This is a genomic window from Ruegeria sp. (assembly GCF_040830605.1).
Taxonomy (GTDB): Bacteria; Pseudomonadota; Alphaproteobacteria; order Rhodobacterales; family Rhodobacteraceae; genus Ruegeria.
Window position 1 is genome coordinate 325,896 of record NZ_JBFOMD010000004.1, and the last position, 24,130, is coordinate 350,025.

27 protein-coding genes are annotated in these 24,130 nt (G+C 62.8%); 18 read left to right on the forward strand and 9 right to left on the reverse strand.

Going from position 1 to position 24,130, the window contains the following annotated elements; genetic code table 11:
* Positions 1 to 100: 100 nt before the first annotated feature.
* Positions 101 to 1,021, reverse strand: coding sequence for a manganese-dependent inorganic pyrophosphatase (locus AB3N21_RS08285; protein ID WP_367934784.1), 921 nt, complete (start codon positions 1,019 to 1,021; stop codon positions 101 to 103).
* Between the two features lie 114 nt (positions 1,022 to 1,135).
* On the reverse strand, positions 1,136 to 2,122 hold the full coding sequence (locus AB3N21_RS08290; RefSeq protein ID WP_367934785.1) for a TraB/GumN family protein: 987 nt from the start codon (positions 2,120 to 2,122) through the stop codon (positions 1,136 to 1,138).
* Positions 2,123 to 2,225: 103 nt separating this feature from the next.
* Here AB3N21_RS08290 and AB3N21_RS08295 point away from each other — a divergent pair, with 103 nt between their 5' ends.
* From AB3N21_RS08295 to AB3N21_RS08325, 7 genes are all read left to right on the forward strand, one after another.
* Complete coding sequence (locus AB3N21_RS08295; protein WP_367934786.1) at positions 2,226 to 2,897, forward strand: DUF2161 domain-containing phosphodiesterase; 672 nt, start codon at positions 2,226 to 2,228, stop codon at positions 2,895 to 2,897.
* Positions 2,898 to 3,050: 153 nt separating this feature from the next.
* The gene (groES, locus tag AB3N21_RS08300) at positions 3,051 to 3,338 is read left to right on the forward strand and encodes a co-chaperone GroES (RefSeq protein WP_171178944.1); all 288 of its coding nucleotides are present in this window, start codon (positions 3,051 to 3,053) and stop codon (positions 3,336 to 3,338) included.
* A gap of 62 nt (positions 3,339 to 3,400) precedes the next feature.
* Positions 3,401 to 5,044, forward strand: coding sequence for a chaperonin GroEL (groL, locus tag AB3N21_RS08305; protein WP_171178942.1), 1,644 nt, complete (start codon positions 3,401 to 3,403; stop codon positions 5,042 to 5,044).
* 131 nt (positions 5,045 to 5,175) lie between these two features.
* On the forward strand, positions 5,176 to 5,574 hold the full coding sequence (locus AB3N21_RS08310; RefSeq protein WP_367934787.1) for a GNAT family N-acetyltransferase: 399 nt from the start codon (positions 5,176 to 5,178) through the stop codon (positions 5,572 to 5,574).
* A 186-nt stretch (positions 5,575 to 5,760) separates the two neighbouring features.
* Entirely contained in the window at positions 5,761 to 6,603 is an 843-nt protein-coding gene (locus AB3N21_RS08315; protein ID WP_367935069.1) for a DMT family transporter, read from the forward strand.
* A gap of 38 nt (positions 6,604 to 6,641) precedes the next feature.
* A complete protein-coding gene (locus AB3N21_RS08320) occupies positions 6,642 to 7,415 on the forward strand; it encodes an esterase/lipase family protein (RefSeq protein WP_367935070.1) in 774 nt (257 codons plus the stop codon).
* On the forward strand, positions 7,412 to 8,566 hold the full coding sequence (locus AB3N21_RS08325; RefSeq protein WP_367934788.1) for an alpha-D-ribose 1-methylphosphonate 5-triphosphate diphosphatase: 1,155 nt from the start codon (positions 7,412 to 7,414) through the stop codon (positions 8,564 to 8,566). The genes AB3N21_RS08320 and AB3N21_RS08325 overlap by 4 nt, the downstream gene beginning before the upstream one ends.
* Positions 8,567 to 8,655: 89 nt before the next feature.
* Here AB3N21_RS08325 and AB3N21_RS08330 read toward each other — a convergent pair whose 3' ends face one another.
* Together AB3N21_RS08330 and purE are read right to left on the reverse strand one after the other, a co-directional pair.
* On the reverse strand, positions 8,656 to 9,729 hold the full coding sequence (locus AB3N21_RS08330) for a 5-(carboxyamino)imidazole ribonucleotide synthase (RefSeq protein ID WP_367934789.1): 1,074 nt from the start codon (positions 9,727 to 9,729) through the stop codon (positions 8,656 to 8,658).
* Complete coding sequence (purE, locus tag AB3N21_RS08335; protein ID WP_367934790.1) at positions 9,722 to 10,210, reverse strand: 5-(carboxyamino)imidazole ribonucleotide mutase; 489 nt, start codon at positions 10,208 to 10,210, stop codon at positions 9,722 to 9,724. The genes AB3N21_RS08330 and purE overlap by 8 nt, the downstream gene beginning before the upstream one ends.
* A gap of 137 nt (positions 10,211 to 10,347) precedes the next feature.
* Here purE and AB3N21_RS08340 point away from each other — a divergent pair, with 137 nt between their 5' ends.
* Positions 10,348 to 10,662 carry a DUF1272 domain-containing protein gene (locus AB3N21_RS08340; RefSeq protein WP_367934791.1) on the forward strand — a complete coding sequence of 105 codons (315 nt, stop codon included), beginning with the start codon at positions 10,348 to 10,350 and terminating at the stop codon, positions 10,660 to 10,662.
* A gap of 2 nt (positions 10,663 to 10,664) precedes the next feature.
* Here AB3N21_RS08340 and AB3N21_RS08345 read toward each other — a convergent pair whose 3' ends face one another.
* The gene (locus AB3N21_RS08345) at positions 10,665 to 10,889 is read right to left on the reverse strand and encodes a YdcH family protein (protein WP_171178931.1); all 225 of its coding nucleotides are present in this window, start codon (positions 10,887 to 10,889) and stop codon (positions 10,665 to 10,667) included.
* A gap of 165 nt (positions 10,890 to 11,054) precedes the next feature.
* On the opposite strand from AB3N21_RS08345, the gene AB3N21_RS08350 reads away from it, so the two are divergent.
* The 6 genes from AB3N21_RS08350 to AB3N21_RS08375 all read left to right on the forward strand — a co-directional run bounded on the left by AB3N21_RS08350 (position 11,055) and on the right by AB3N21_RS08375 (position 15,660).
* A complete protein-coding gene (locus AB3N21_RS08350) occupies positions 11,055 to 11,468 on the forward strand; it encodes an Hsp20 family protein (protein ID WP_367934792.1) in 414 nt (137 codons plus the stop codon).
* Positions 11,469 to 11,471: 3 nt separating this feature from the next.
* A complete protein-coding gene (locus AB3N21_RS08355) occupies positions 11,472 to 11,696 on the forward strand; it encodes a DUF1150 family protein (protein ID WP_367934793.1) in 225 nt (74 codons plus the stop codon).
* A 100-nt stretch (positions 11,697 to 11,796) separates the two neighbouring features.
* A complete protein-coding gene (locus AB3N21_RS08360; protein WP_367934794.1) occupies positions 11,797 to 12,684 on the forward strand; it encodes a PhzF family phenazine biosynthesis protein in 888 nt (295 codons plus the stop codon).
* A complete protein-coding gene (locus tag AB3N21_RS08365) occupies positions 12,684 to 13,544 on the forward strand; it encodes a glycosyltransferase family 10 (RefSeq protein ID WP_367934795.1) in 861 nt (286 codons plus the stop codon). The genes AB3N21_RS08360 and AB3N21_RS08365 overlap by 1 nt, the downstream gene beginning before the upstream one ends.
* A gap of 77 nt (positions 13,545 to 13,621) precedes the next feature.
* Complete coding sequence (sseA, locus tag AB3N21_RS08370) at positions 13,622 to 14,476, forward strand: 3-mercaptopyruvate sulfurtransferase (RefSeq protein ID WP_367934796.1); 855 nt, start codon at positions 13,622 to 13,624, stop codon at positions 14,474 to 14,476.
* Positions 14,476 to 15,660: an aromatic amino acid transaminase gene (locus AB3N21_RS08375; protein WP_367934797.1), complete on the forward strand. Its 1,185-nt coding sequence runs from the start codon at positions 14,476 to 14,478 to the stop codon at positions 15,658 to 15,660. The genes sseA and AB3N21_RS08375 overlap by 1 nt, the downstream gene beginning before the upstream one ends.
* A gap of 301 nt (positions 15,661 to 15,961) precedes the next feature.
* Here AB3N21_RS08375 and AB3N21_RS08380 read toward each other — a convergent pair whose 3' ends face one another.
* Together AB3N21_RS08380 and AB3N21_RS08385 are read right to left on the reverse strand one after the other, a co-directional pair.
* Complete coding sequence (locus AB3N21_RS08380; RefSeq protein WP_367934798.1) at positions 15,962 to 17,293, reverse strand: ammonium transporter; 1,332 nt, start codon at positions 17,291 to 17,293, stop codon at positions 15,962 to 15,964.
* 37 nt (positions 17,294 to 17,330) lie between these two features.
* A complete protein-coding gene (locus tag AB3N21_RS08385; protein WP_367934799.1) occupies positions 17,331 to 17,669 on the reverse strand; it encodes a P-II family nitrogen regulator in 339 nt (112 codons plus the stop codon).
* 259 nt (positions 17,670 to 17,928) lie between these two features.
* Between AB3N21_RS08385 and AB3N21_RS08390 the strand changes: the two genes are divergently transcribed.
* Positions 17,929 to 20,124 carry a PBP1A family penicillin-binding protein gene (locus AB3N21_RS08390; protein WP_367934800.1) on the forward strand — a complete coding sequence of 732 codons (2,196 nt, stop codon included), beginning with the start codon at positions 17,929 to 17,931 and terminating at the stop codon, positions 20,122 to 20,124.
* Positions 20,125 to 20,227: 103 nt separating this feature from the next.
* Complete coding sequence (locus AB3N21_RS08395) at positions 20,228 to 21,067, forward strand: isocitrate lyase/phosphoenolpyruvate mutase family protein (protein WP_367934801.1); 840 nt, start codon at positions 20,228 to 20,230, stop codon at positions 21,065 to 21,067.
* Between the two features lie 61 nt (positions 21,068 to 21,128).
* On the opposite strand, the gene AB3N21_RS08400 is transcribed toward AB3N21_RS08395, so the two are convergent.
* Both AB3N21_RS08400 and AB3N21_RS08405 read right to left on the reverse strand, forming a co-directional pair.
* Complete coding sequence (locus AB3N21_RS08400) at positions 21,129 to 21,737, reverse strand: phospholipid-binding protein MlaC (protein ID WP_367934802.1); 609 nt, start codon at positions 21,735 to 21,737, stop codon at positions 21,129 to 21,131.
* Positions 21,727 to 22,542: a VacJ family lipoprotein gene (locus tag AB3N21_RS08405; protein ID WP_367934803.1), complete on the reverse strand. Its 816-nt coding sequence runs from the start codon at positions 22,540 to 22,542 to the stop codon at positions 21,727 to 21,729. Before AB3N21_RS08405 ends, AB3N21_RS08400 begins: the two co-directional genes overlap by 11 nt.
* 348 nt (positions 22,543 to 22,890) lie before the next feature.
* Between AB3N21_RS08405 and AB3N21_RS08410 the strand changes: the two genes are divergently transcribed.
* On the forward strand, positions 22,891 to 23,346 hold the full coding sequence (locus AB3N21_RS08410) for a RidA family protein (RefSeq protein WP_367934804.1): 456 nt from the start codon (positions 22,891 to 22,893) through the stop codon (positions 23,344 to 23,346).
* Positions 23,343 to 24,113 carry a glycerophosphodiester phosphodiesterase family protein gene (locus tag AB3N21_RS08415; RefSeq protein WP_367934805.1) on the forward strand — a complete coding sequence of 257 codons (771 nt, stop codon included), beginning with the start codon at positions 23,343 to 23,345 and terminating at the stop codon, positions 24,111 to 24,113. The genes AB3N21_RS08410 and AB3N21_RS08415 overlap by 4 nt, the downstream gene beginning before the upstream one ends.
* The last annotated feature ends 17 nt before the right edge of the window (positions 24,114 to 24,130 follow it).

Below are 24,130 nucleotides of genomic sequence, written 5' to 3' on the forward strand. Positions count from 1 at the left end.
ATCCCGGCGGGCGAGGCTATGGGGGATGAACCCGCCAAACCTGGGGACAAAAAAGGCCCCGCTTGCGGTGCAGCGAGGCCTGATCCGGGATTGGTGCGGTTTACACCTTGAGGTTCGGGATGATCTGCTTTTTGCGGCTCATGATGCCGGGCAGGACCACGGCGTCGCCATCAACGGTGGCGCCAAAGCTCTTTTCGGCGACGCCTTTCACCAGATCGTTCGGCACCAGCAGCGTGGCCTCTTCGTTCAGGATGTCGACGACGAACAGCAGCACCTGATCGACGCCATCCTCCTGGGCGACCTCGGTCATCGAACCGGTCAGGCTGGCCTTGCGGTCCAGCACCAACTCAGGCGCGGTGGTTTCCAGAACGCTGACGCGAAACTTGGTGCCGTCGACCTCATATTCCTTGCTGTCCATGCGGATCAGTTCGGCATCCGAGAAGGACGAAACGTCCGATTTTGCCGCGAACATGTCGGCAGCATAGGCCGAGATATCGAGGCCAAGATCGGCGGCCAGCTTCTTGGCCACTTCGCGGTCATGATCGGTGGTGGTGGGCGAGCGGAATTCCAGCGTGTCGCTGAGGATGCAGGTCAGCGCTGCGCCCTTGACGGCTTCGGGCATCTTGGCGGCATCGTCGCCCATCAGGTCGACCATGATGGTGGCGGTGCAGGCCAGCGGGCGCACAGTGATGTCGATGGGGCCTTTGGTTTCCAGCCCGCCGACCAGCTTGTGATGGTCGATGATGGCGCGGATATCGGCGTTGTTGATATTGGCGGGCAGTTCGGCGGGGTTGTTGGTGTCCACGATCACGACAGGTGCGTCGTCCTCCACATCCGCGATGATCGCCGGTTTTTCCAGCCCCCAGCGTTGCAGCATGAAGGCGGCCTCGGTGTTGGGTTCCCCCAGCAGCACTGGGGTGGCGTCCACGCCCTGTACCTCGTTCAGGTACCAGGCCCAAAGGATGGGCGAGCCGGTGGAATCGGTATCGGGGGATTTGTGGCCAAAAACTTGGGTGGTCATGTCGCTGTCCTGCGTTCACGGAAATTTTGGCGCCTTATAGGGTGGGTCTTGCCGGTTGTCACCCGGCAGCCGCAGGGGTGCGACCCTTGGCCTGCTGGGCCGCCGTCGGGGGCTTCAGAATGCCGCGCGCGACAGCGTGAAGCCCTGTTGCCGGAGCAGGTTCAGAACACCGACACGGCCCGGAAGATGTGCGGCGCCAACCGCGACAACAATGGTGTTTCCCTTGGTCCCAAGGATGACCGGAATCCAAGCCCGGTTGCGACGGTCGAGAATCTGGCGGTCATACTGTTCCAGCAGGCGTGCCACCTCGCGGCGAGGGATGTCGATGTCGCGATACAGTGTCCATTTCTGGATCAGCATTGCCTCGGCCAGGCTTTCCTCGAAATAGGCGTTGCTGAGCGTGACAATCTGGTCGTCGTAGTTGAGGCCGCTTTTGATATCCAGCTCCAGCAGAGCAAGCTGATCGCGGATCGGTTGCCGCGAGAGTGAACGCATGCCGTCGCCGACACGTTCGAGCGACCCAACCGGCACGCGGTGGCGAATCGCGATCCGCTCGATCCGCTCATCAAGGCCCGCATAGGCGGCGATTCCGCGTCCGCCGCAGCCCGAGCGCGACAGGGCCATCGAGATATACCATGGCTGTAGACGCGCTAGCAGATCGCTATCCACCCCCTCAAAGCCCATGCGCAGTTGCAGCATGCTCCAGTCCTCGGCCGACATCATCTCGGGCAGGCCGGGGCCGCGTGGGATCAGCAGGATCGAGGGGTTTTTCCGCAGCACCTCGTCCAGCCTGCTTAGTTCGGCCTCTGTCACTTCAAGCAGGACCGCATCCGCTGACCGGATCACCGGGCGCAGTTTGCGCATCACCTTGCGCATCCGGCTGTCCCCGTTGTGCTGGGTGCCGACCACATGAATGCGCTTGCTGCCCTTGGTGGCGACCCAGTGGTTGCCATAGGCAAAGGGAGTGTCACGAATCTCCTGTTCCAGCCGTTTCTGGGCGGATGGGGTCAGGTGATTGCGCAAATCCGTCCCGGTGCATCGGGCAAACGCCGGAAAGGCGATGCCCAGACACAGCATCAGGGTGACAATTGCGCGAATCATGGGCTTACTCCTGACACGTGGGGCTGGGGTCATAGTTGCGCGTCCTGCAGCGGCCCGCAAACGCAAATTGTGCCCCCGGTTCTGGAGAGGCTAGCATACGCTTATGGAGCGCGAGCAGGATCTGTACCCACCGATCAAGGAATTGCTGGAAGGCCAGGGATATGTGGTCAAGGGCGAGGTTGGCGCCGCCGATATCGTTGCGCGCCGTGGGGACGAGCCGCCGGTGATCGTCGAACTCAAGCTGCGCTTCTCGCTTAGCCTCTTCCATCAGGCGGTGGCGCGGCTGAAGATCACGGATCAGGTCTACGTCGCGGTTGTGAAGCCCAAGGGCAAGACGGCCCGGAGAGCGCTGCGGGACAATCTGTCGCTCTGCCGTCGTCTTGGGCTGGGCCTGATCACTGTTCGCGCCGATGGGCGGGTCGAAGTGCAGTGCGATCCCGGACCCTACGCGCCCCGGAAATCGAAAGAACGCACCGCACGGCTGCTACGTGAGTTTGAACGGTTGCAGGGCGATCCCAACGCCGGCGGGGCAACGCGGCACGGGATTGTCACCGCCTACCGGCAGGACGCGCTGCGTTGCGCCGCCCATCTGGCCGAGCACGGTACCTGTCGGGGTGCCGAGGTGGCACAGGCCACGGGGGTCGAACAGGCGACACGTTTGATGCGCGACAATCACTACGGCTGGTTCGACCGTGTCGGGACCGGCCTCTATGCGCTGACACCCGAGGGATCAAAGGGGCTGGAGCACTGGGCCTATAGCTGGGAAGCCGGATAAGTCGCGTTTTTTTGCATCAGGGCGTTGACTCAGGATTTTTATCTGCCTAGCTATTCGCTCGTTAGCACTCATGAGTGACGAGTGCTAACGGCCTCTCGCGATACATCGCGGGGTCGGAAAAGAAACGAACTTTGAGCCCAAGGAGCTGCAAAGATGGCATTGAAACCGCTTCATGACCGTGTGCTGGTTCGCCGCGTGGAAAGCGAAGAGAAAACCGCAGGCGGCCTGATCATCCCCGACAGCGCAAAAGAAAAGCCCAGCGAAGGCGAAGTCGTCGCAACCGGCGAAGGCGCGCGCAAGGATAGCGGCGAGCTGATCGCAATGGCCGTCAAGGCCGGTGACAAGATCCTGTTCGGCAAATGGTCGGGCACCGAAGTCAACATCGACGGTGAAGAACTGCTGATGATGAAGGAAAGCGACATCATGGGGATCATCGAGTAAGCGCGCGCTTTCTCTGATCTCAGATCGCTCAATCCAATCAAGAATTCTCAAGGAGCAAGATAATGGCTGCTAAGGACGTCAAGTTTACCACTGATGCCCGCAATCGCATGCTGGCTGGTGTGAACATCCTGGCCGACGCTGTCAAGGTGACCCTGGGCCCGAAAGGCCGCAACGTGGTTCTGGACAAATCCTTTGGCGCGCCGCGCATCACCAAGGACGGTGTGTCGGTTGCCAAGGAAATCGAACTGGAAGACAAGTTCGAAAACATGGGCGCCCAGATGGTGAAGGAAGTTGCTTCCCGCACCAACGACGAAGCCGGTGACGGCACCACCACTGCAACCGTGCTGGCCCAGTCGATCGTGAAAGAAGGCCTCAAGCAGGTTGCCGCCGGTCTGAACCCGATGGACCTGAAGCGCGGCATCGACCTGGCAACCGCCAAGGTTGTCGAAGGCATCAAAGCTGCCTCGCGCGAAGTCAAGGACTCGGCTGAGGTTGCTCAGGTCGGCACCATCTCGGCCAACGGCGAAGCCGAAATCGGCCGCCAGATCTCGGACGCGATGCAGAAGGTTGGCAACGAAGGCGTGATCACCGTCGAAGAAAACAAAGGTCTGGAAACCGAGACCGTTGTTGTCGAAGGTATGCAGTTCGACCGTGGCTACCTGTCGCCCTACTTCGTCACCAACGCAGACAAGATGATCGCAGAGCTCGACGACTGCATGATCCTGCTGCACGAAAAGAAACTCAGCTCGCTGCAGCCGATGGTTCCGCTGCTGGAACAAGTGATCCAGTCGCAGAAACCGCTGCTGATCATCGCTGAGGACGTTGAAGGCGAAGCGCTGGCGACCCTCGTGGTCAACAAACTGCGCGGCGGCCTGAAAATTGCTGCTGTCAAGGCACCGGGCTTCGGCGACCGCCGCAAGGCCATGCTGCAGGACATCGCAATCCTGACCGGCGGTCAGGTCATCAGCGAAGATCTGGGCATGAAGCTCGAGTCCGTCACCATGGACATGCTGGGCACCGCCAAGAAGATCGAAATCACCAAGGACGAAACCACCATCGTCGATGGTGCTGGCGAGAAAGCCGAGATCGAAGCACGTGTTGCTCAGATCCGCACCCAGATCGAAGAAACCTCGTCAGACTACGACCGTGAGAAGCTGCAAGAGCGCGTTGCCAAACTGGCAGGCGGTGTTGCCGTGATCCGCGTCGGCGGCATGACCGAGGTTGAAGTGAAAGAGCGTAAAGACCGCGTGGACGATGCTCTGAACGCAACGCGCGCTGCCGTTCAGGAAGGCGTTGTTGTTGGCGGCGGTGTCGCTCTGGTTCAGGCCGGCAAGGCCCTGAACGAGCTGGAAGGCGAAAACGCCGACCAGAACGCAGGCATCAACATCGTGCGCAAGGCCATCGAATCGCCGCTGCGCCAGATCGCCGAAAACGCGGGCGTTGACGGTGCGGTTGTCGCTGGCAAAGTGCGCGAGTCCTCGGATGCCGCGTTCGGCTTCAACGCTCAGACCGAAGAATATGGCGACATGTTCTCGTTCGGCGTGATCGACCCGGCCAAGGTTGTTCGTACCGCTCTGGAAGACGCGGCGTCGGTTGCTGGTCTGCTGGTCACCACCGAGGCGATGGTGGCTGACAAGCCTGCCAAGGAAGGCGCGGCGCCTGCAGGTGGCATGCCCGACATGGGCGGCATGGGCGGCATGATGTAATCTGCCGCGCTTTTGTGCAAAGATTTGAGGGGTCGCCGGTTGGGCGGCCCCTTTTCGTTTTGAATGCCCGCTGCGCGGGCATGCCTCCGGCGGGGATATTTTTTGAACAGAAGAAGGGTGGAGGGTGTGCGATGGTCATCGGTCCGGATTCCAGTCGGGAAATGTTTCCGGGTGAAGAGGCCGAGGTGGACGCGTTGTTGCGCGCAGCCTTTGGCGGCGAGGATGAGGTGGCCTTGGTTCATGCCTTGCGGCGGGATGGCGATATAGCATCTGAGAGCGTCACCTGCTGGCACGGGCGGATTGCCGGATATGCAGCGCTGTCGCGGATGGTGGCGCCCGAGGGATGGTTATGTCTGGCTCCTGTGGCGGTCTGGCCCGAGTTCCAGCGCGGGGCCCTTGCACCGGAGGGCGGGAGCAAGAAGTATTGGCAGGTGGGGCGCAGGCTGGTGAGCATGATCGCGATTGCCGCTGAAAGCCCCACCCTTGAGCAGGTTCCGGCCATCGTGGTTCTGGGCAACCCGGAATTCTAGGAGAAATGCGGGTTTTCCCGCGCGAGGGCGGCAAAGCTGAAAACGCCCTACCCGTCGGAATACACTATGCTGGCCGCACCGGGTGAGGATGTGCCAGAGGCGGAACTGATCTACCCGCCCGCCTTCCTTGCGCCTCAAACACAGATTTGAGTTTCCTGCCGAAGCGCCTCGGGTTATGGCCGCATGATGCGCCTGTTTTTGTTGACCTGCCTCACTATGACCGCCTTTGCGGCCAACTCATTGCTCAACCGTCTGGCGGTGGAGAGTGGCGGCAGCGATCCTGGCAGTTTTGCCGCGCTGCGGGTTTTCGCCGGGGCTGTGACGCTGGCGATGCTGGTGCGGATGCGGGGTCGGCGTCTGCCGCTTTGGTCAAGCCGGCGCATGATCGGCGCGGGGGCGCTGTCGCTATATATGGTCGGGTTTTCGACGGCCTACCTGACGCTTGATGCGGGGCTGGGGGCGTTGATCCTGTTTGGCGTGGTGCAGATCACCATGTTCGCGGTTACGTCGGCCACCGGCGCGCCGCCTGCTGCGCGGCAGTTGGCTGGCGCAGGTATCGCCTTTGGCGGGCTGGTCTACATCCTCTGGCCTGCGGGAGCGGTGCAGGTCGATCCGGTCGGTGCGGTGTTGATGGCGCTGGCCGGAGTGGGTTGGGCGGCCTACACGCTGGCCGGGCGGGCGGAGGCGGATGCGCTCGCAGGCACGGGGGCGAATTTCGTGGTGGCTCTGCCGGTTACCGGCGCGGCCATTCTGATTTTGGGCGGGAGTTGGGGTATGACGCCCATCGGGACCGGGCTGGCGATCCTGTCGGGGGCGGTGACCTCGGGGCTGGGATACGCGCTGTGGTACAGCGTATTGCCGCGACTGACGGCCTCGGTGGCGGCCACGGTGCAACTGAGCGTTCCGGTCATTGCCATCATTGGCGGCGTTCTGCTTCTGGGCGAAACGGTCGGCCTGCGGCTGATCCTTGGCACCGTGCTGGTGCTGGGCGGAATTGCGCTGGCCATATCGCGGCGTCACCCTGGCTAAGGGTTTTCCTGATGTCCGTTTCCAAGTATCCCGCTGCTATGCGGTATTTGGTGCTTCTTCTGCTGTTTCTCTGGCCAGCGAGCCTTCGGGCTGACTGTGTCGTGCTCTTGCACGGTCTTGCGCGGACCGAGGCGTCATTTGCGGTGGTCGAGCAGCTGTTTCTGGCCGAAGGTTATGACGTGGTGCGCCCCGGCTATCCTTCGACCGATCTGCCGATTGCGGAACTGGCCGAGCGGACCTTGCCTGCTGCGATGGCGGAATGCGGCGACCGGCGCTCCCATATCGTGGCCCATTCCATGGGCGGGATTCTGGTGCGCTACTGGCTGCGCAATGGAGTGCCCGAAAATCTTGGTCGTGTGGTCATGATGGGGCCGCCGAACCAGGGCAGCCAGCTTGTGGATGAACTGGGCGATTGGGAGGTGTTTGGCCTCTTGCATGGGCCTGCGGGCCTGTCGCTGGGCACTGGTCCCGGCAGCGTGCCGCTCAGCCTGCCGCCGGTGGAGTTCGATCTGGGCATCATTGCCGGGTCGAATTCGCTGAACCCGCTGTTTTCGTCGGTCATCGAGGGCCCGGATGACGGCAAGGTCTCGGTCGCCTCGACACGGGTTCAGGGGATGGCGGACCACATCGTGCTGCCGGTCACCCACACCTTCATGATGAACAACCCCCGCGTCATTGCGCAGGCGCTGCATTTCATCGAATTCGGGCGGTTCGACCCCGAGATTTCGTGGCTGGATGCGGTGCTGGATACGATTGACGAGATCTGCATCGGGCAGGATTGCTCGGAGCCGCAATCGGAACCGACGCAATGACCGCACTCGACCTGACGTTTAGCGGGGCGGATGTGCTGCTGCCGGGTGAGGGCGTGGTGCGGAGTGAACTGTCGATTGCCGATGGGGCGGTAGTCGAAGCCGCCGGGTCCGGCAGGCGGGTGAATCTGTCGGGTTATCTGATCCTGCCGGGCATCGTGGATTTGCACGGCGACGGGTTCGAGCGGCATCTGGCGCCCCGGCGTGGGGCGATGAAACAGATGAACGAGGGCATCATCGCGACTGAGGCTGAGCTGGCCGCCAACGGCATCACCACCGCCGTGCTGGCGCAGTTCCATAGCTGGGAGGGCGGGTTGCGCGGGCCGGAGTTCGCCGCGCAGGTCTTCGCTGCGATTGCGGCGGTCCGGGATGACGTGGTGACCGATCTGATCCCGCAGTTGCGGTTCGAAACGCACCTGTTGGAGGATTACGACGGCCTGCCCGAGCGCTTGGCACAATGGGGTGTGCCTTATGTGGTGTTCAACGATCACCTGCCGCATGACCGTCTGGCCGAGGGGCGCAAGCCGCCGCGCCTGACCGGGCAGGCACTGAAGGCGGGGCGCAACCCCGAGGCGCATTTCGAGTTGCTGATGGGGTTGCATGGGCGGTCGACCGAGGTCCCGGCGGCGCTCGATGCGCTCTGTGCACGGCTTGCGGGGCAGGGGGTGCGGATGGGCAGCCATGACGATGCGACCGCCTTGGGCCGCGCGGTCTGGAACGGGCGCGGGGTCAGGATTGCCGAATTCCCGGAGACGCTGGAGGCGGCGGAGGCGGCCAGGGCGGCGGGCGATCACGTCATTCTGGGCGCGCCGAACGTGGTGCGGGGCGGGTCGCACAAGGGCAATGTCAGCGCGGTGGAGCTGATCACCATGGGGCTTTGCGATGCAATCGCGTCGGATTACCACTATCCCAGCCCGCGCCGGGCAGCGTTGATGCTGGTGCGGTCGAGCCTCCTGGATCTGGCCGGAGCCTGGGCACTGGTCTCGGAAGGGCCTGCGCGGGTGCTGGGGTTGCAGGATCGCGGGACGCTTGTCCCCGGTAAGCGCGCGGATCTGGTGGTGTTGCAGCAGGGGTCGCACCGAGTGGCGGCGACTCTGTCGGCGGGGCGGGTCAGCTATATGAGTGGGGATATCGCCGAGCGGTTCGTGGCTTAGGTGTCTGAACCAGAATGCGCGGCGCCTCGGGCCCGGCGGGCCCTCGTTGCCGCGCGCGAAATCCTTCGGGAATTTCGCAGGCGCTGGTGTCAGCCATTTCGTTTGACGCGGTTGATGTGGCCCATCTTGCGGCCTGGTTCGGTTTCGGCCTTGCCGTAGAGATGGATCGCCACGTCGCGCTCCTGCGCCAGATCGGGCACCCGGTCCATGTCGGCGCCGATCAAGTTCTCCATCACCACGTCCGAATGGCGCTGCCCGTCGCCCAGCGGCCAGCCAGCCACGGCGCGGATATGTTGCTCGAACTGATCCACGGCGCAGCCGTTCTGGGTCCAGTGGCCGGAATTATGCACCCTCGGCGCGATCTCGTTCACGATCAGGCCCTGCGGGGTCACGAACAGTTCGACCCCCATCACGCCCACATATTCCAGCGCGTTTAGGATGTTGGCAGCCAGCAGAACCGCGTCTGTCCGCTGCGACGGCGACAGGCGGGCAGGGACGGTGGTTGTGCGTAGGATGCCGTCGCTGTGCACGTTCTCGCCCGGATCGAAACAGGCCACCTGACCGTCCAGCCCGCGCGCGGCGATGATCGAGACCTCGTGGGTGAAGTTCACGAAGCCTTCGAGGATCGCGGGCGCGCCCGTCATGTCCGTAAGCGCGGCATCGGCATCTTCGGGTGCGTTCAGCCGCGCCTGTCCCTTGCCGTCATAGCCGAAGCGGCGGGTCTTTAGGATCGCGGGGGTGCCGATGGTTTCGATGGCAGCCTCAAGGCTTGTCAGATCGGTGATGTCGGCAAAGGGCGCGGTGTGCAGGCCGAGGCCCTGCAGAAAGGTCTTTTCGGTCAGCCGGTCCTGACTGACCCGCAGTGCCTCGCGCCCCGGGCGGATCGGGCGGTGCGCCTCAAGCAGGTCGAGCGCTTGGGTGGGGATGTTCTCGAACTCGTAGGTGATGACATCGACCGAGGCGGCGAAAGCCTCAAGTGCGGCGGCATCGTTATAGGCCGCCGTGGTCACGCGGTCGGCGACCTGCCCGGCGGGCGGGTTGGCGCCAGGTTCATAGATATGGGTGGTGAACCCAAGCCGTGCGGCTGCGACCGAAAGCATGCGGCCCAGTTGGCCGCCACCGAGGATGCCGATGGTTGCGCCAGGGGAAAGGGTCTCAGTCATCGCTGGGAGCCTCCGGGATCGAGGCCGAGAGCGCCGCGCGCCAATCGTCGAGCCTCTTGGCCAGCGCCGCATCCTGCAGCGCCAGAATGCCAGCGGCCATAAGGCCCGCATTGGCGGCACCCGCTGCGCCGATGGCCATGGTGGCGACCGGATAACCCTTGGGCATCTGCACGATGGAATAGAGCGAATCCACGCCCGAAAGCGCCTTGGTTTGGACCGGTACACCGATCACCGGCACCCGGGTTTTCGAGGCCATCATGCCGGGCAGATGCGCGGCCCCTCCGGCGCCCGCGATGATCACGTGCAGCCCGCGATCCGCGGCGGTTTTGCCATAGTCCCACAGCCGGTCCGGCGTGCGGTGCGCCGAGACGATGCGCGCCTCGTAAGCTACGCCCAGATCGCCCAGAATATCCGCTGCCCCTTTCATAGTCGGCCAGTCCGACTGGCTGCCCATGATGATCCCTACCTTTATCTCGGCCATACGCTCTGCCCCCGGCTTAGGAAAGAGCGCGCACTATAGCCAAATCGGGCGATGTGGCAATGCGGTACGAAAGGCGCGCGCGAGGGGTTTTCGCACGGGCCAAATCCCGGGTATTCAGGCGGTGATTGGAGGTGCTCATGCTGGAACTTCGGCCCAATTGCGAACTGTGCGACCACGATCTGCCGCCCGAGAGCCCTGAGGCGCGCATTTGCAGCTATGAATGCACCTATTGTGCCGAATGCGTCGAGACCCGGCTGCACAATGTCTGCCCCATCTGCGGCGGCGGTTTTGCGCCCCGTCCGATCCGCCCACACCGGTCCTGGCGGCCGGAACTGAAGCTGGGCCTTGCCAATCACCCGGCTAACGACAGGCGCCGTCACTCGAAGTTCACACAAGAGGATATCGCCGATCACGTGGCCCGCATCCGCGATATCCCGCCCGAGGACAGGTAGGTTCAGGCGATGATGTCGGGGGTCAGGCGATCCTCGATTAGCCGGATGATGTCCTTGAGGCGCAGCTTCTGCTTTTTCAGTCGTTTGATCGTCAGCTGATCCGCAGTGGCCTTGGCCTCAAGCGCTTCGATGGCTTCGTCCAGATCACGGTGCTGGCGGCGGAACACTTCCAATTCGACCCTCAGAACTTCATCGGTTTTCATCGACAGATCGGTGGGTGCATTCATGGGCGACTCGGCTCTTCTTAGTACTGTTTGCGCGACAGGATACGCGGTCGGGATGTTTTAGCCTAGACCTTGTGGAAGCCGGGAATTCTCCCCATATTCATTGGGGCGCGGCTGCCTGAACGGGGCCGTGCGCAACGTCGCTTTGACAATAAAGGACGAGAAAACGTGTCGAAACTTACTCTGGGTTCATACCCGCATCTGCTTGGGTTTGAACAATTGGAACGCCTTCTGGAACGTTCGGCCAAGGCCGGGAACGAAGGCTACCCGCCCTACAATATCGAACAGACCTCGGATTTTTCCTACCGGATCACGCTGGCTGTGGCCGGGTTTGCAGAAGAGGATCTGGCGATCACCATTGAGGATCGGCAACTGGTGATCCGGGGCCGTCAACGCGACGACAGCGAGGGGCGCGTCTTTCTGCATCGCGGCATTGCCGCGCGTCAGTTCCAGCGCATGTTCGTGCTGGCCGACGGGGTCGAAGTGGGCGAGGCCGTGATGGAGAACGGTCTGCTGCATGTCGATCTCAGCCGCGCAGTGCCGGAAACCGTGGTGCAGACGATCAGTATAAAGAAGGGGTAATCGATGCATACACCGTATGAATTCAAGGAAGAAGGCAGCCGGATCGTGTACGTCAAGGCTGTCGATGTTGCCGACCTGCCGCATGACGTGCGGGTGCAGGCGGGCGACCGCGCGCAACTTTATGCCGTGCATGACGCGGACGGCCAGCAACTGGCGCTGGTTGCCGACCGCAACCTGGCCTTTGCTCTGGCCCGGCAGCACGACCTGTCTCCGGTCGCGGTGCACTAACCGATTTGACGTGACAATTGCCGCCGTTCGGGCGAAACATGCGGCCCGGTCGGCTGGGCAATCCCGCCGTCCCAAGGGTTGACCACGCGGGAGAAGGCGGATGAGCTGGTTCGATTTCGATTGGGTGGATGCCTTCAGTGACCGCGCCTTTGGCGGCAATGGCTGCGCTGTGGTGCATGGCGGCGCGTCCCTGCCCGAGTCGGTTTGCACCGCTTACGTCCGTGAAACCTCGCTGGTCGAATGCACCTTTACCGGGCCGTCAGAGGTCGCCGATATCCGCGTCCGCTATTTCCTTGCCAGCCGGGAGATCCCTTTTGCCGGACATCCCACCATCGCCACCGTCGCCGCCATGCGCTCGCGCGGGATGATCGAGGGCGATGCCCTGACACTTGAGACCGGCGCGGGGATCGTCTCGATTCGCCTTGCAGGTGACGAGATCGAGATGACGCAGGTTGCTCCGCAGTTCGGGACCCCGGTGCCTGTCGAGATGGTGGCGGAGGGGATCGGATTGACCTCGGATGCGATCATCTCGCCACCGCAGATGGTGTCGACAGGTCTGCCGTTCTGCATCACTGTGCTGCGTGATCATACGGCGTTGCGTGCGGCGCGGCTGAATGTCGAGGCCCTGCGCCGGATGGCCGAAACCCAAGGCTATGACGGTACAGACATGATGGAGCCCTTTCTGGTGACGCTTGAAGGCGCGACAGACGCGGGCGACACGTTCTCGCGCCTGCTGATGGCGCCGCCCAGCCCGCCCGAGGACCCGTTCACCGGCTCGGCTACCGGGGCGATGGCGGCGTATCTGTGGAAGCGCGGGCTGATGGACAAGGATAGTTTTGTAGCCGAACAGGGCCATGACATGGGCCGCCCGGGCCGCGCCACCGTCACCCGCTTAGGCCCGCCTGAGGCGATGACAGGCATTCGCGTCGCGGGTACCGGACATGTGCTTATGCGCGGTCAGGTCGATCTGCCGCAGGAGGTCGCCTGATGCCCGACCCCGCAATTGCCGTCCTGCCCTACGGGCTACGGTTGGGCCCCGATCTAGCGCAACTGCCGGCGTCCGATCTGATCTGGCCGCTGGGCTGTCCTGACCGGCTGGCCAGCGCTACCGTGGGCGATCTGGAGCGCACTGACCACATCATCATGTTCCCCAACACCATGGCGCATTTCCGTTTGCGCCGGGGCACGCGGGCGCGTATCTCGCTGATGATGGGTGAACCGGCGGCAATCCATGCCAAGCATATCAAGCTGCTGCGCTACACTTGGCGGCGTTTTTATCGCATCTTCACCTTCCACGAGACGCTGGTGAACATCCTGCCCAACGCCGAGTTTCTGCCCTATGGCACCACCTGGGTGCCGGAATGGCGCGATCTGCCGTTGGACAAGGCCAAATCCTGCTCGCTCATCGCTTCGGCCAAGCGAGACACCACCGGGCACCAGTTGCGCCACGCGGTGGTCGAATGGGTCCGCGAGACCGGGCAGGACGTGAATATCATGGGCCGCGGTTATACCCCGTTCGAGCGGAAATCCGACGGGCTGGCGCCCTACCGCTATTCGGTGGTGATCGAGAACGTGCAGGAGCCGAATTATTTCTCGGAAAAACTGATCGACGCGATCCTCTGCAACACCGTCCCGATCTATTGGGGCTGTCCCAATATCGACCGGTTCATGGATCCGGAGGGGATGATCATCTGCAACGGCAAGGCTGATATCCGGCACGCCATCGAGGCCGCCTCGGTCGAAGATTTCGAAAAGCGCCTGCCGCTGATCCAGGCGCTGCAGCCGGTCGCCGCGCAATACGCCGATTTCGAGCGTCGTGCCGCCGAGGCATTGAGGGCCACACTGTAGCCCGTTCGGCGCCATACCACCTTGAACCCCAACCCGCGCGCGTATAGGGAAAACTTGCGCGCAAAGGGGAGGTTCGCATGCAGGACGATCCGAAAACACTGGTTTCCACCGACTGGCTTGCCGCCCATATCAAGGACCCGGATCTGCGGATTCTGGACGGGTCCTGGTACCTTCCCCAACAGGGGCGCGATGCCAAGGCCGAGTATGATGCCTCCCATATCCCCGGCGCGCGGTTCTTCGATATCGATGAGATTTCCGACCACCGTTCGGACCTGCCGCACATGGCGCCTCCGGTCGAAAAATTCATGTCCCGCATGCGTGCGATGGGGGTCGGTGACGGTCATCAGGTGGTGGTCTATGACGGCGCCGGGCTGCAATCGGCGGCCCGCGTCTGGTGGCTGTTCAAGCTAATGGGGCAGGAGAATATCGCCGTGCTCGACGGCGGGTTGCCGAAATGGCAGGCCGAAGGGCGCGAGATCGAGGATCTGCCGCCTGTCATCCGCGACCGCCACATGACGGTGCGGGTGCAGAACCATCTGGTGCGCGACGTTACACAGGTCTCTGCCGCTGCCAAGCTGGGCGATCATGAGGTCATAGATGCCCGCGCCGCAGGCCGGTTCAATGGCACCGAGGCCGAGCCGCGCGAAGGTCTGCGTTCGGGCCACATCCCCGGCTCGCGCAGTGTTCCGTTTCCCGAGCTGTTCAACAAGGATGGCACGATGAAGGCGCCCGAGGATTGCCGCGCCGTGTTCGAAGCCGCTGGCGTGGATCTGTCCAAACCCGCCATCACCACCTGTGGTTCGGGCGTGACGGCGGCCATCCTCAGCCTTGCGCTCGAACGCATGGGCAAGACCGATCACTCGCTTTATGACGGCTCCTGGGCCGAATGGGGTGCCTTCCCGACCCTGCCCGTCGCAACCGGAGAAAACTGATGTTCGAAAATCTCAAGGCGCAGCCTGCCGACAAGATTCTGGCGCTGATGCAGGCCTATCGCGAAGACCCGCGCGAGACCAAGATCGATCTGGGTGTGGGGGTCTACAAGAATGCCGAGGGCGTGACCCCGGTGATGCGCGCGGTCAAGGCCGCAGAAAAGGTGGTCTGGGAGGAGCAGCAGTCGAAATCCTATACTGGCCTGATCGGCGATCCGGCTTATTCGGATGCGATGATCAAGCTGATCCTGAGCGACGCGGTGCCGCGCGCGAATGTGGGCGCTGCCGCCACCCCGGGCGGCACCGGCGCCTGCCGCCAGGCGTTTGAACTGATCCGCATGGCCAGCCCCGGCGCCCGCATTTTCGTGTCGGACCCGACCTGGCCCAACCACATCTCGATCCTGAACTATCTGGGCATGGAGATGGTCCCCTATCGCTATTTCGACAGCGAGACGCGGGGTGTGAATTTCGATGGGATGCTTGAGGATCTCAAGCAGGCCAAGGCGGGCGACGTGGTGTTGCTGCATGGATGCTGCCACAACCCGACCGGTGCCAACCTGAATCTGGTGCAGTGGCGGGAGGTCGTGGACCTGATCAACGCCCAAGGTCTGGTCGCGATGGTCGACATCGCCTATCAGGGTTTTGGCGACGGGCTGGAAGAGGATGCGCAGGCGACTCGGCTGGTGGCCTCATCGGTCAAGGAATGCCTGATTGCGGCGTCGTGCTCGAAGAATTTCGGGGTCTATCGCGAGCGCACCGGCCTGCTGATGGCGGTGTCGCAGGACAGTGGCCAGACGGCACTGAACCAGGCGACGCTGGCGTTTTTGAACCGCCAGAACTACTCGTTCCCGCCGGATCACGGCGCGCGGGTGGTGACGACTATCCTCAATGATGACGCCCTGCGCGCCGATTGGGCGGCGGAACTGGAAGAGGTGCGCCTGTCGATGCTGGGTCTACGTCAGCAACTGGCCGATGAGTTGCAGCGCCTGACCGGGTCGGACCGCTTTGGCTTTATTGCCCAGCATCGCGGCATGTTCTCGCGTCTGGGCACCACACCCCAACTGGTCGAGAAACTGCGGGCCGAACATGCCATCTATATGGTCGGGGACAGCCGGATGAACATTGCGGGTCTGAACGCGAAGACGGTGCCGATCCTTGCCAGGGCGATTGTTGACGCAGGTGTCTGATCCGGCATTGACCGTTTGAAGATCTTGATTGGGCCGTCTGTTCCGCGCAGGCGGCCTTTCTTTTTGAGCGCTTTGCAGAGGGACGCGCGCGATCCTGGGTGGGCGCTTTGCAACGCTTGTGGTCGGCGCTTTATCTCAAAAGCTCCGGACTCGGGTCGAGCAGGAGGGGACATCGCCAATGCGCCCTCCCGAGGGGAGGGTCGGGCGCGACCCGGGCTGGTCGCCCGTGTCAAGGTGGGAGGAAGGCGCAAGAAAAAACCCGGGCGCGGACGCCCGGGCTTGGTTTCCTTCCAGACGGGTCTTAGCCCTTCGAGAACTCCGGATAGGCCTCCATCCCCAGCTCGGCCATGTCGAGCCCGTTGATCTCTTCCTCTTCGCCGACCCGTAGGCCAACGGTGTTCTTGATGATCAGGAACAGCACGTAGCTGACCACGAAGACGAACCCGCCGATGGCTGCAAAGCCGATGATCTGGGTGACGAACGAGGCGTCAGCGTTGGTCCATGCCACGATGAAGGTGCCCCAGAACCCGGCGATCAGGTGAACCGGGATCGCGCCAACGACGTCGTCGATTTTCATCCGGTCCAGCATCGGCACCGCGAAGACCACGATCACACCACCGATGCCGCCGATGATCAGAGCTTGAAACAGCGAGGGTGCCAAAGGTTCGGCCGTGATCGACACCAGACCGGCCAGCGCGCCGTTCAGGGTCATGGTCAGGTCAACCTTGCCGAATTTTACCTGCGTCAGGATCAGCGCGGCGACGGCTCCTGCAGCGGCGGCCATGTTGGTGTTGGCGAAGATGCGGCTGATATCGGCGATGTCGCCGATGGTGCCCATCGCCAGCTGCGAGCCGCCGTTGAAGCCGAACCAGCCCAGCCACAGGATGAAGGTACCCAGAGTGGCCAGCGCCAGGTTCGAGCCTGGAATCGGCACCACCTTGCCATCCTTGTTGTACTTGCCGATACGCGGCCCCAGCACAAGGGCCCCGGCCAGCGCGGCAAAGCCACCGGCGGCGTGCACAAGAGTCGAGCCCGCAAAGTCGCTGAAGCCCATCTCGGACAGCCAGCCGCCGCCCCACTGCCAGGACGCCTCGATGGGATAGATCACACCGGTCAGCACCACCACGAACAGCAGGAACGGCCACAGCTTCACCCGCTCGGCCATGGTGCCCGAGACGATCGAGGCGGTGGTGGCGCAGAACATCAGCTGAAAGAAAAAATCCGACCCGACCGAGGCATAATCCAGCGCGGTTTCGGTGTCGGCCAGCCCCACCGGTTCCAGCGAGGTGGGCGAGAAGGCACCGAGAACACCGGTAATGGTCCAGCCGTCGCCGGGGTACATCAGGTTGAAGCCCAGCAGCCAATACATGATCGCGGCAAAGCCAAAAAGCCCCATGTTCTTGGTTAGCTGCATGGTCACGTTCTTCGAGCGTACCAGCCCGGCCTCGAGCATGGCAAAGCCTGCGGCCATCCAGAACACCAAAAAGCCGCCCACCAGGAACAGCAGCGAGGTCAGTATGTATTTGGTGTGCAGCGCGGCCTCGCCGGTGGCGGCGGCCTCCTGCGCCATCCCCATCTGCGGCAGCGCAACGAGCGCCGCGGTAGGTACAAATATCTTGGTCAGTTTCATCATGTCCGTTTCCCTATGCGTGATATCAGCGAAAGGCCGCTTACAGCGCCTCTTGATCGGTTTCCCCGGTGCGCACCCGCACAGCCTGTTCGACGTCGAGGACAAAGACCTTGCCGTCGCCGATCTTGCCGGTCTTGGCAGTGGTCGTGATGGTGTCGACAATCGTCTCGACCATGCCTGCAGGCACCACGATTTCGAGCTTGATCTTGGGCACGAAATTCACCGCGTATTCGGCGCCGCGATAGATCTCGGTATGGCCGGACTGGGATCCGAACCCTTTGATTTCGGTTACCATCATGCCGCGTATCCCCGCCTCGGTGAGGGCTTCGCGCACCTCCTCGAGCTTGAACGGCTTGATCGTTGCAATGATCAGTTTCACGTTGTTACCCCTCGTTCTGCCGATCTGATCGGCGTGTTTGCACGCGCAGAAAGAGACCGTTTCTGCGCGCGCAAAGAAACGAGTCGGGGGGCTGAAATCCGATGAGAAGTCGGCGATATTGCACAATTTTTGCACAAACCGACATGAACGATTAAAAAAGCGGCATAGTTGCGAGGGAAAATACCGGAAATTCACACCTCAACACGCGGGGCTGGTCAGGGTATTGTGCGGCAAAAGCAAGAAACGGGCAGAGCTGAGAATGACGGATTCAAAGCGGCGCAAGCCGACATTGGTGGCGGACAAACGATACCCGTCAGCGGGCAGGAAAAAGACGTCGGCCAAGTCCACCCGCAAGGCGCCGCCAAAGAAAACCACGACCCGTAAAGCCAAGCCGAAAAGGACTGCGCGTAAGACGGCCCGGCGCAGTACGCGCGGCGGCGGGATCACCGGTGCGATCCGGCGGTTCTTCGGCTGGATCTTCGGAATGATCTGGGGCTTTGCCTGGCGCGTCGGGATGGTTGTCTTGCTGCTCGTCGCCTTGGCAGTGGGCCTGGTCTACACGACGCTGCCTGAGGTCGATGCGCTGCTCGACGGGCGTGCGCGTGGGTCTGTGACCATGCTCGACCGCGAAGGCAAGGTCTTTGCCTGGCGCGGAGATCAGTTTGGCGGTGTGATTACTGCCGACACCGTGTCAAAACACCTGAAAAACGCGGTGGTCGCGACCGAGGACAAGCGGTTCTACCGCCATTTCGGCATCAGCCCGCGCGGTGTCGCCAGCGCCGTGCGCATCAACCTGCGCGAGGGGCGCGGGCCGCTGTCTGGGCACGGCGGCTCGACCATCACGCAGCAGACTGCCAAGCTGTTGTGCCTCGGGGTGCCATATGAGCCGGGGCAGTGGGAGTCCGAGGCGGCCTACGAGTCCGACTGCCGTCAGGGCTCGCTCTGGCGCAAGGTGAAAGAGGCAGTCTATGCGCTGGCGATGGAGGTCAAGTATTCCAAGGATGAGATCCTGACCATCTATCTGAACCGCGCTTTCCTGGGCGCCGGCGCGCGCGGGTTCGAGGCGGCCAGCCAGCGCTACTTCGGCAAGTCGGCGGCAGAAGTCAGCCCCGCAGAGGCGGCGATGCTAGCCGGTCTGCTGGTGGCGCCGACACGCTATGCGCCGACCAACAACCTGCAACGCTCGCAGGATCGGGCCCAGCTGGTGATCGGGTTGATGGAGGAGCAGGGTTACCTGAGTACTGCCGAAGCGAAGAGTGCGCGCGCCAATCCCGCGCAATTGTCCGAGGCGGCGGCGGCGCGTGCGGGCGGTTACTTTGCCGACTGGGTCATGGCCAGCGGGCCAGAGTTCTTTACCCGCAACACCACCGAGGATGTGGTGATCCGCACGACACTGGATCAGCGCCTGCAGACTGCCGCCGAAGAGGCAATGCAGTTCGTGTTCCAGGAAAAGGTCAAGCCGGGGTCCAAGGCGCAGGCCGCGATTGTCGTGATGTCCGCCGATGGTGCCGTGCGGGCGATGGTTGGTGGGCGCGAGACCCGCGTTTCGGGTGCCTTCAACCGGGCGACGCAGGCGCTGCGGCAGACCGGGTCGTCGTTCAAACCGTTTGTCTATGCCACGGCGCTTGAACTTGGTTACTCGCCAAACGACATCGTGTTGGACGAGCCTTACTGCCTCAACATCCCTGGGTCGGGTCGGTGGTGCCCCAAGAACTACACCAAGAGACACTACGGCCGGGTGACCCTGACGCAGGCCCTGAAGGATTCGCTGAACGTGCCGGCGGTCAAGGTGGCCGAGGTGGCGGGGCTGGACAATGTGCGTACCGTGGCCAGCAATTTCGGAATTCAGAGCGATCTGGCCGCAGGTCCGGCGCTTGCACTGGGGGCGTCGGAAAGCACGCTGATCGAGATGACCGGGGCCTATGCCGGCATTCTGAATGGCGGTTCTTCGGTCGAGCCATACGGGCTGACCCAGCTGAAACTGCTGGGCGAGGACGAGCCTCTGATGGACACCAGCACCGGCATTGGCGAGCGGGTGATCCGGACGGACGCGGCGCGGCAGTTGATCTGGATGATGGAAAAGGTTGTCTCGCAAGGTTCGGGCAAACGCGCGGCACTTCCTGGTTGGCAGGTGGCGGGCAAGACCGGCACCACGCAGGCGGCACGGGATGCGTGGTTCATCGGCTTTACTGCCGACTACGTGACCGGGGTCTGGATGGGCTACGACGACAACACGCCGCTGTCGGGCGTAACCGGCGGCGGGCTGCCTGCGGAAATCTGGCACGAGACGATGGTGCGCGTGACCGAGGGGATGACCCCCAGTCCGCTACCGATGCTGGCGCCGAAACAGCCGGTCCGTACCGCCCAGCAGCCCAAACGCAGTAAGCCAAGGAGGGGTGGAGGTTTCGGGCAGGCGGTGGACAGGCTGCTCAAGGATATCTTCGGGGGCAATTGAGGAAAGGCGTTTGACCTGATCGCGCTCTGCGTTCCATAGAAAATGTTCGCTAATTGTTCTTCTCTGTGCTACCGAAGAGCCGCAGCAATTTCGGAGTGAGCGGATGCCAGATCAGACCGAGAAATACAAACAGTTCAAAGCTCTGCATCAGGGTGAGAGCGCTTTCGTGATGCCAAATCCGTGGGATGCTGGGACCGCCCGGATTTTAAGCTCGATGGGGTTCGCCGCCCTCGCTACCACCAGCGCGGGATACGCGTTTTCGGCAGGCAGGCGCGATTCCTCTGCTGCGTTGTCGCGACAGGAACTGCTGGCCAACGCGGGGGAAATCGTCGCCGCCACCGACTTGCCGGTATCGGCTGATCTTGAGGACGGCTTTGGCGCGGCCCCTGAGACCTGTGCCGATACGATCCGGATGGCATGTGACATCGGACTGGTTGGCGGTTCGATCGAGGACGCGACCGGCGACCCCGACAATCCGATTTATGAGATGGACGCAGCCGTTGACCGCGTTCGCGCGGCTGCCGAGGCAGCCCGCGATCTGCCGTTCCTGCTGACCGCCCGGGCCGAAAACCACTTGTGGGGCCGGCCTGATCTCGACGGCACGATCCGGCGCTTGGTCGCGTTTGCCGAAGCGGGGGCAGATGTGCTTTATGCTCCGGGACTTCCCGATATCGACGCGATCAAGGCGGTCTGCCAGGCGGTCGATAATCCGGTGAATGTGGTCATGGGGCTTCAAGCCCCGGCGTATTCGGTGCAAGAACTGTCCGAGGCAGGGGTGCGCCGGATCAGTGTCGGCGGCTCTTTTGCGCGGGCAGCGCTGGGCGCGCTAAGACGCGCTGCTGACGAGGTTCTGACCACCGGAACCTTCACCTACGCCACCGATGCGATGCCCGGCGAGGCCATCGCCCGTCTCATGTCACCGGAAAAACCGACCCGGCGCTAGCACAACGAAAAACCCGCACCATGGGGTGCGGGCTTGTCATTGTCACGATGACCAGAGCCGGTCAGCCCGCCTTGGGCAGGTCCTGAATCAGGCGGTCCAGATTACCCTTGCGCGCATCCAGCATGGCGCCGATCTCGGTGCGTTCGGTCAGCAGCACGTTCACCCCTTCGATGAACATGTTGAAGAACTTGTCCTTGCCGGATTTGTCCGAGACCAGGAACGTCACTTCGAACGGCGCTTCGCCCCGCAGCTTGACGGTGCTGCGCACCTCATAACCTGCGCGGATCTTGCGGGCGTTCTTGACGTTCACCTCACCGCCAATGAATTCACGGAAACGACGGCCGTATTTGCGGGCGATATAGCCTTGGAACGCCTTGGTGAACTGCCGCAGCTGCGCCTTGCTGGCGCTGCGCGCATCGGCACCCAGCGCATAGCGCGCCATGATCGGTACATCCGCGTAGCGCACGAAAATCTTCTCGAAATCCCTGAGCATCGCATTCTCGGATTTGCCCGAGGCGATCACCTTGTTGATTTCATCGACCACGCTGTTGACCAGGCTAACGGCGCTGGCCTCGCTCAGCGCCAGTGCGGGCACCGGCAGCGCGGCAAGGCCGACCCCGGCCAGCGTGGTGGTCACGAAAAGGCGGCGGTTCATCATGTTACTCTGCATATGGATCCTCATATGGGTCGAGATACGGATCCGAGGCCGCGTCTTCTCCGTTCACCGCGGCGTAGGGATCGGTATAAAGGCCTAGATAGGCGTCGTCATCGCCACTTGCCAGTTCGAAGCGGCGGTTTTGCAGGTAGATCAGGCGCGATTGGGCGTAACTGTCTGCGCTGCCGTAAAGAATTGAATCGACCGTGTCCGAATAACGGCCCCGGTCACCCATGCGGCGCACAACCTCGGCATAGAGACCGAGGTTGTCGGCAGGCCGGGTCGGCGCAAAATCGATCGGGTTGGTGAAGAGGTTCACCACCACACCCACCGCGTCCCGGGTGGTCGAGGGGCCGTAAAGCGGCAGTTCGACATAAGCCCCCTCGCCAAAGCCCCAAGTGTGCAGGGTTTCACCGAAATCGGTGTCCGGCCGCGCAATTTCCATCTCGCTGGCCGGATCGAACAGGCCGCCGATGCCCCAGATCGTGTTCACGGTGAACCGAAGCAGGGCACTGCCGGACTCGCGCGGTTTCCCCTGCAGCAGATAATCCACGGCCTGCCCCGGCGTGGACAGGTTGCGCGCAAAGTTGCTGAACGCCGTCACGACCGGATCAGGAAAGATCCTCACATAGCTCTTCGACGCCGGGCGGAAGAAGTACCGATCCACCCCGCGGTTGAAGGCATGAATCGACCGGTTGGTGTTTTCGTACGGGTCATGGATCTCGCCGCGTGAGGCCTGCTCGGGCGGTTGCTGGGCACAGGCCGACAGGGCCGCCACCAGGGCCAGGGCGCATAGAGACTTGATAAACTGACTGGTCAACACGGTCTTGGGTACTCCATGGCGGCTAGGCGGCGGCGCGGCCAGGTCAAACTAGATAATCGCCCGAGGTTCAATGTGATTGGCGCGGTGTTGCTGACACATAGTGGATGAGTGACGGATATGAAACAGGCAAGCATGTATCGCGCCCGGGCGATGAGGTAAAGCGGCACACCTATCAGCGTGACCGGATGAGAGGAGATACGCGCATGGCATGGGCTCGGGGCGTTTGCCCATGCGCATTTTGGGGCGGGGATCAAATCTCTGTGGGTGGTGCTCGGTTTCGGGCTTTTCGACCGCCCCGATCCCGGCTAGCGTCCGCCGGAACCTGATTGTGGGAGGACGCGACTCATGAGCATCGCAGCGAAACTTGAAAGCCTGGGCGTGACCCTGCCGGACGCACCGGCACCGGCGGCCAACTATGTGCCTTTCGTGCGTGTCGGCAATATCGTTTACGTATCGGGCCAGATCTCGAAGGATGACGACCTGATCACCGGCAAGCTGGGTGACGGTATGGAGGTCGAGGCAGGTGCCGCGGCGGCGCGTGTCTGTGCGATCAACCTTCTGGCACAGGTCAAGGCCGCGTGCGACGGCGATATCGAGCGGCTGGTGAGGGTGATCAAGCTAACCGGATTTGTGAATTCGACTGCCGATTTCACCCAGCAGCCGCAGGTCATCAACGGCGCGTCGGATTTTCTGGTCGAGGCGCTGGGCGATGCCGGGCGACATTCGCGCTCGGCGGTCAGCGCGGCGGCCCTGCCGCTGGGTGTTGCGGTTGAGATCGAAGGGATCTTCGAGATCCGATGACGCCGGACCTGCCACGCGCCTTTCTGGACGTGCCAATTGCCCACCGGGCGCTGCACGACATCACGCAGGGGCGCCCTGAGAACAGCCGCGCGGCGATCCGCGCGGCCATCAAGGCCGGGTACGGGATCGAGATCGACCTGCAACTGACGGCCGATGGCCGGGCCATGGTGTTTCACGACTATGACATGACGCGCCTGACCGGCCAGCCCGGCCCGATCCGACGGCTGACGGCGGCCGAGGCCGAGGCGGTGCCGCTGCTGCATTCCGATAGCGAGGGCATCCCGACGCTGGCTGAGGTACTGGAGATGGTGGCCGGTCAGGTGCCGCTGCTGGTCGAGATCAAGGATCAGGATGGCGGCATGGGCACTGACGTCGGCGCGCTGGAAGAGGCGGCGGCGGCAATGCTCTTGGCCTATAAAGGCCCGCTGGCGGTGATGTCCTTCAACCCCAACAGCATGGCCGCCATGGCGCGTCTGATGCCGGACGTTCCACGCGGGATCGTTACCAGCGCTTACGAACGCTCGAACTGGCCACTGTCACAGGCCGTCCGCGATCACCTCCGCGATATTCCGGACTTCGATCGGGTGCAGGCGAGCTTCATCAGCCATGAATGGCATGACCTGAACCGCCCTCGAGTCACCGAACTCAAGGCGCGCGGTGTGCCGATCCTGTGCTGGACGATCCGCTCGCCCGAGCAGGAGGCAGAGGCGCGCAAGGTTGCCGACAATGTGACCTTCGAGGGGTATCTGGCTGCGCATTCGGCTTGATCCGGGGTTGTCCGGCC

Bases quoted from the DNA above. Each gene is read 5' to 3' on its own strand.
- AB3N21_RS08325 (WP_367934788.1), top strand. From the start codon at position 7,412: ATGACCGCACTCGACCTGACGTTTAGCGGGGCGGATGTGCTGCTGCCG.
- AB3N21_RS08395 (WP_367934801.1), top strand. From the start codon at position 20,228: ATGCCAGATCAGACCGAGAAATACAAACAGTTCAAAGCTCTGCATCAG.
- AB3N21_RS08365 (WP_367934795.1), top strand. From the start codon at position 12,684: ATGCCCGACCCCGCAATTGCCGTCCTGCCCTACGGGCTACGGTTGGGC.
- AB3N21_RS08355 (WP_367934793.1), top strand. From the start codon at position 11,472: ATGCATACACCGTATGAATTCAAGGAAGAAGGCAGCCGGATCGTGTAC.
- AB3N21_RS08415 (WP_367934805.1), top strand. From the start codon at position 23,343: ATGACGCCGGACCTGCCACGCGCCTTTCTGGACGTGCCAATTGCCCAC.
- AB3N21_RS08310 (WP_367934787.1), top strand. From the start codon at position 5,176: ATGGTCATCGGTCCGGATTCCAGTCGGGAAATGTTTCCGGGTGAAGAG.
- groES (WP_171178944.1), top strand. From the start codon at position 3,051: ATGGCATTGAAACCGCTTCATGACCGTGTGCTGGTTCGCCGCGTGGAA.
- AB3N21_RS08295 (WP_367934786.1), top strand. From the start codon at position 2,226: ATGGAGCGCGAGCAGGATCTGTACCCACCGATCAAGGAATTGCTGGAA.
- purE (WP_367934790.1), bottom strand. From the start codon at position 10,210: ATGGCCGAGATAAAGGTAGGGATCATCATGGGCAGCCAGTCGGACTGG.
- AB3N21_RS08315 (WP_367935069.1), top strand. From the start codon at position 5,761: ATGCGCCTGTTTTTGTTGACCTGCCTCACTATGACCGCCTTTGCGGCC.
- AB3N21_RS08345 (WP_171178931.1), bottom strand. From the start codon at position 10,889: ATGAATGCACCCACCGATCTGTCGATGAAAACCGATGAAGTTCTGAGG.
- AB3N21_RS08390 (WP_367934800.1), top strand. From the start codon at position 17,929: ATGACGGATTCAAAGCGGCGCAAGCCGACATTGGTGGCGGACAAACGA.
- AB3N21_RS08330 (WP_367934789.1), bottom strand. From the start codon at position 9,729: ATGACTGAGACCCTTTCCCCTGGCGCAACCATCGGCATCCTCGGTGGC.
- groL (WP_171178942.1), top strand. From the start codon at position 3,401: ATGGCTGCTAAGGACGTCAAGTTTACCACTGATGCCCGCAATCGCATG.
- AB3N21_RS08360 (WP_367934794.1), top strand. From the start codon at position 11,797: ATGAGCTGGTTCGATTTCGATTGGGTGGATGCCTTCAGTGACCGCGCC.
- AB3N21_RS08380 (WP_367934798.1), bottom strand. From the start codon at position 17,293: ATGATGAAACTGACCAAGATATTTGTACCTACCGCGGCGCTCGTTGCG.
- AB3N21_RS08285 (WP_367934784.1), bottom strand. From the start codon at position 1,021: ATGACCACCCAAGTTTTTGGCCACAAATCCCCCGATACCGATTCCACC.
- AB3N21_RS08320 (WP_367935070.1), top strand. From the start codon at position 6,642: ATGCGGTATTTGGTGCTTCTTCTGCTGTTTCTCTGGCCAGCGAGCCTT.
- AB3N21_RS08375 (WP_367934797.1), top strand. From the start codon at position 14,476: ATGTTCGAAAATCTCAAGGCGCAGCCTGCCGACAAGATTCTGGCGCTG.
- AB3N21_RS08400 (WP_367934802.1), bottom strand. From the start codon at position 21,737: ATGCAGAGTAACATGATGAACCGCCGCCTTTTCGTGACCACCACGCTG.
- AB3N21_RS08410 (WP_367934804.1), top strand. From the start codon at position 22,891: ATGAGCATCGCAGCGAAACTTGAAAGCCTGGGCGTGACCCTGCCGGAC.
- AB3N21_RS08340 (WP_367934791.1), top strand. From the start codon at position 10,348: ATGCTGGAACTTCGGCCCAATTGCGAACTGTGCGACCACGATCTGCCG.
- AB3N21_RS08290 (WP_367934785.1), bottom strand. From the start codon at position 2,122: ATGATTCGCGCAATTGTCACCCTGATGCTGTGTCTGGGCATCGCCTTT.
- sseA (WP_367934796.1), top strand. From the start codon at position 13,622: ATGCAGGACGATCCGAAAACACTGGTTTCCACCGACTGGCTTGCCGCC.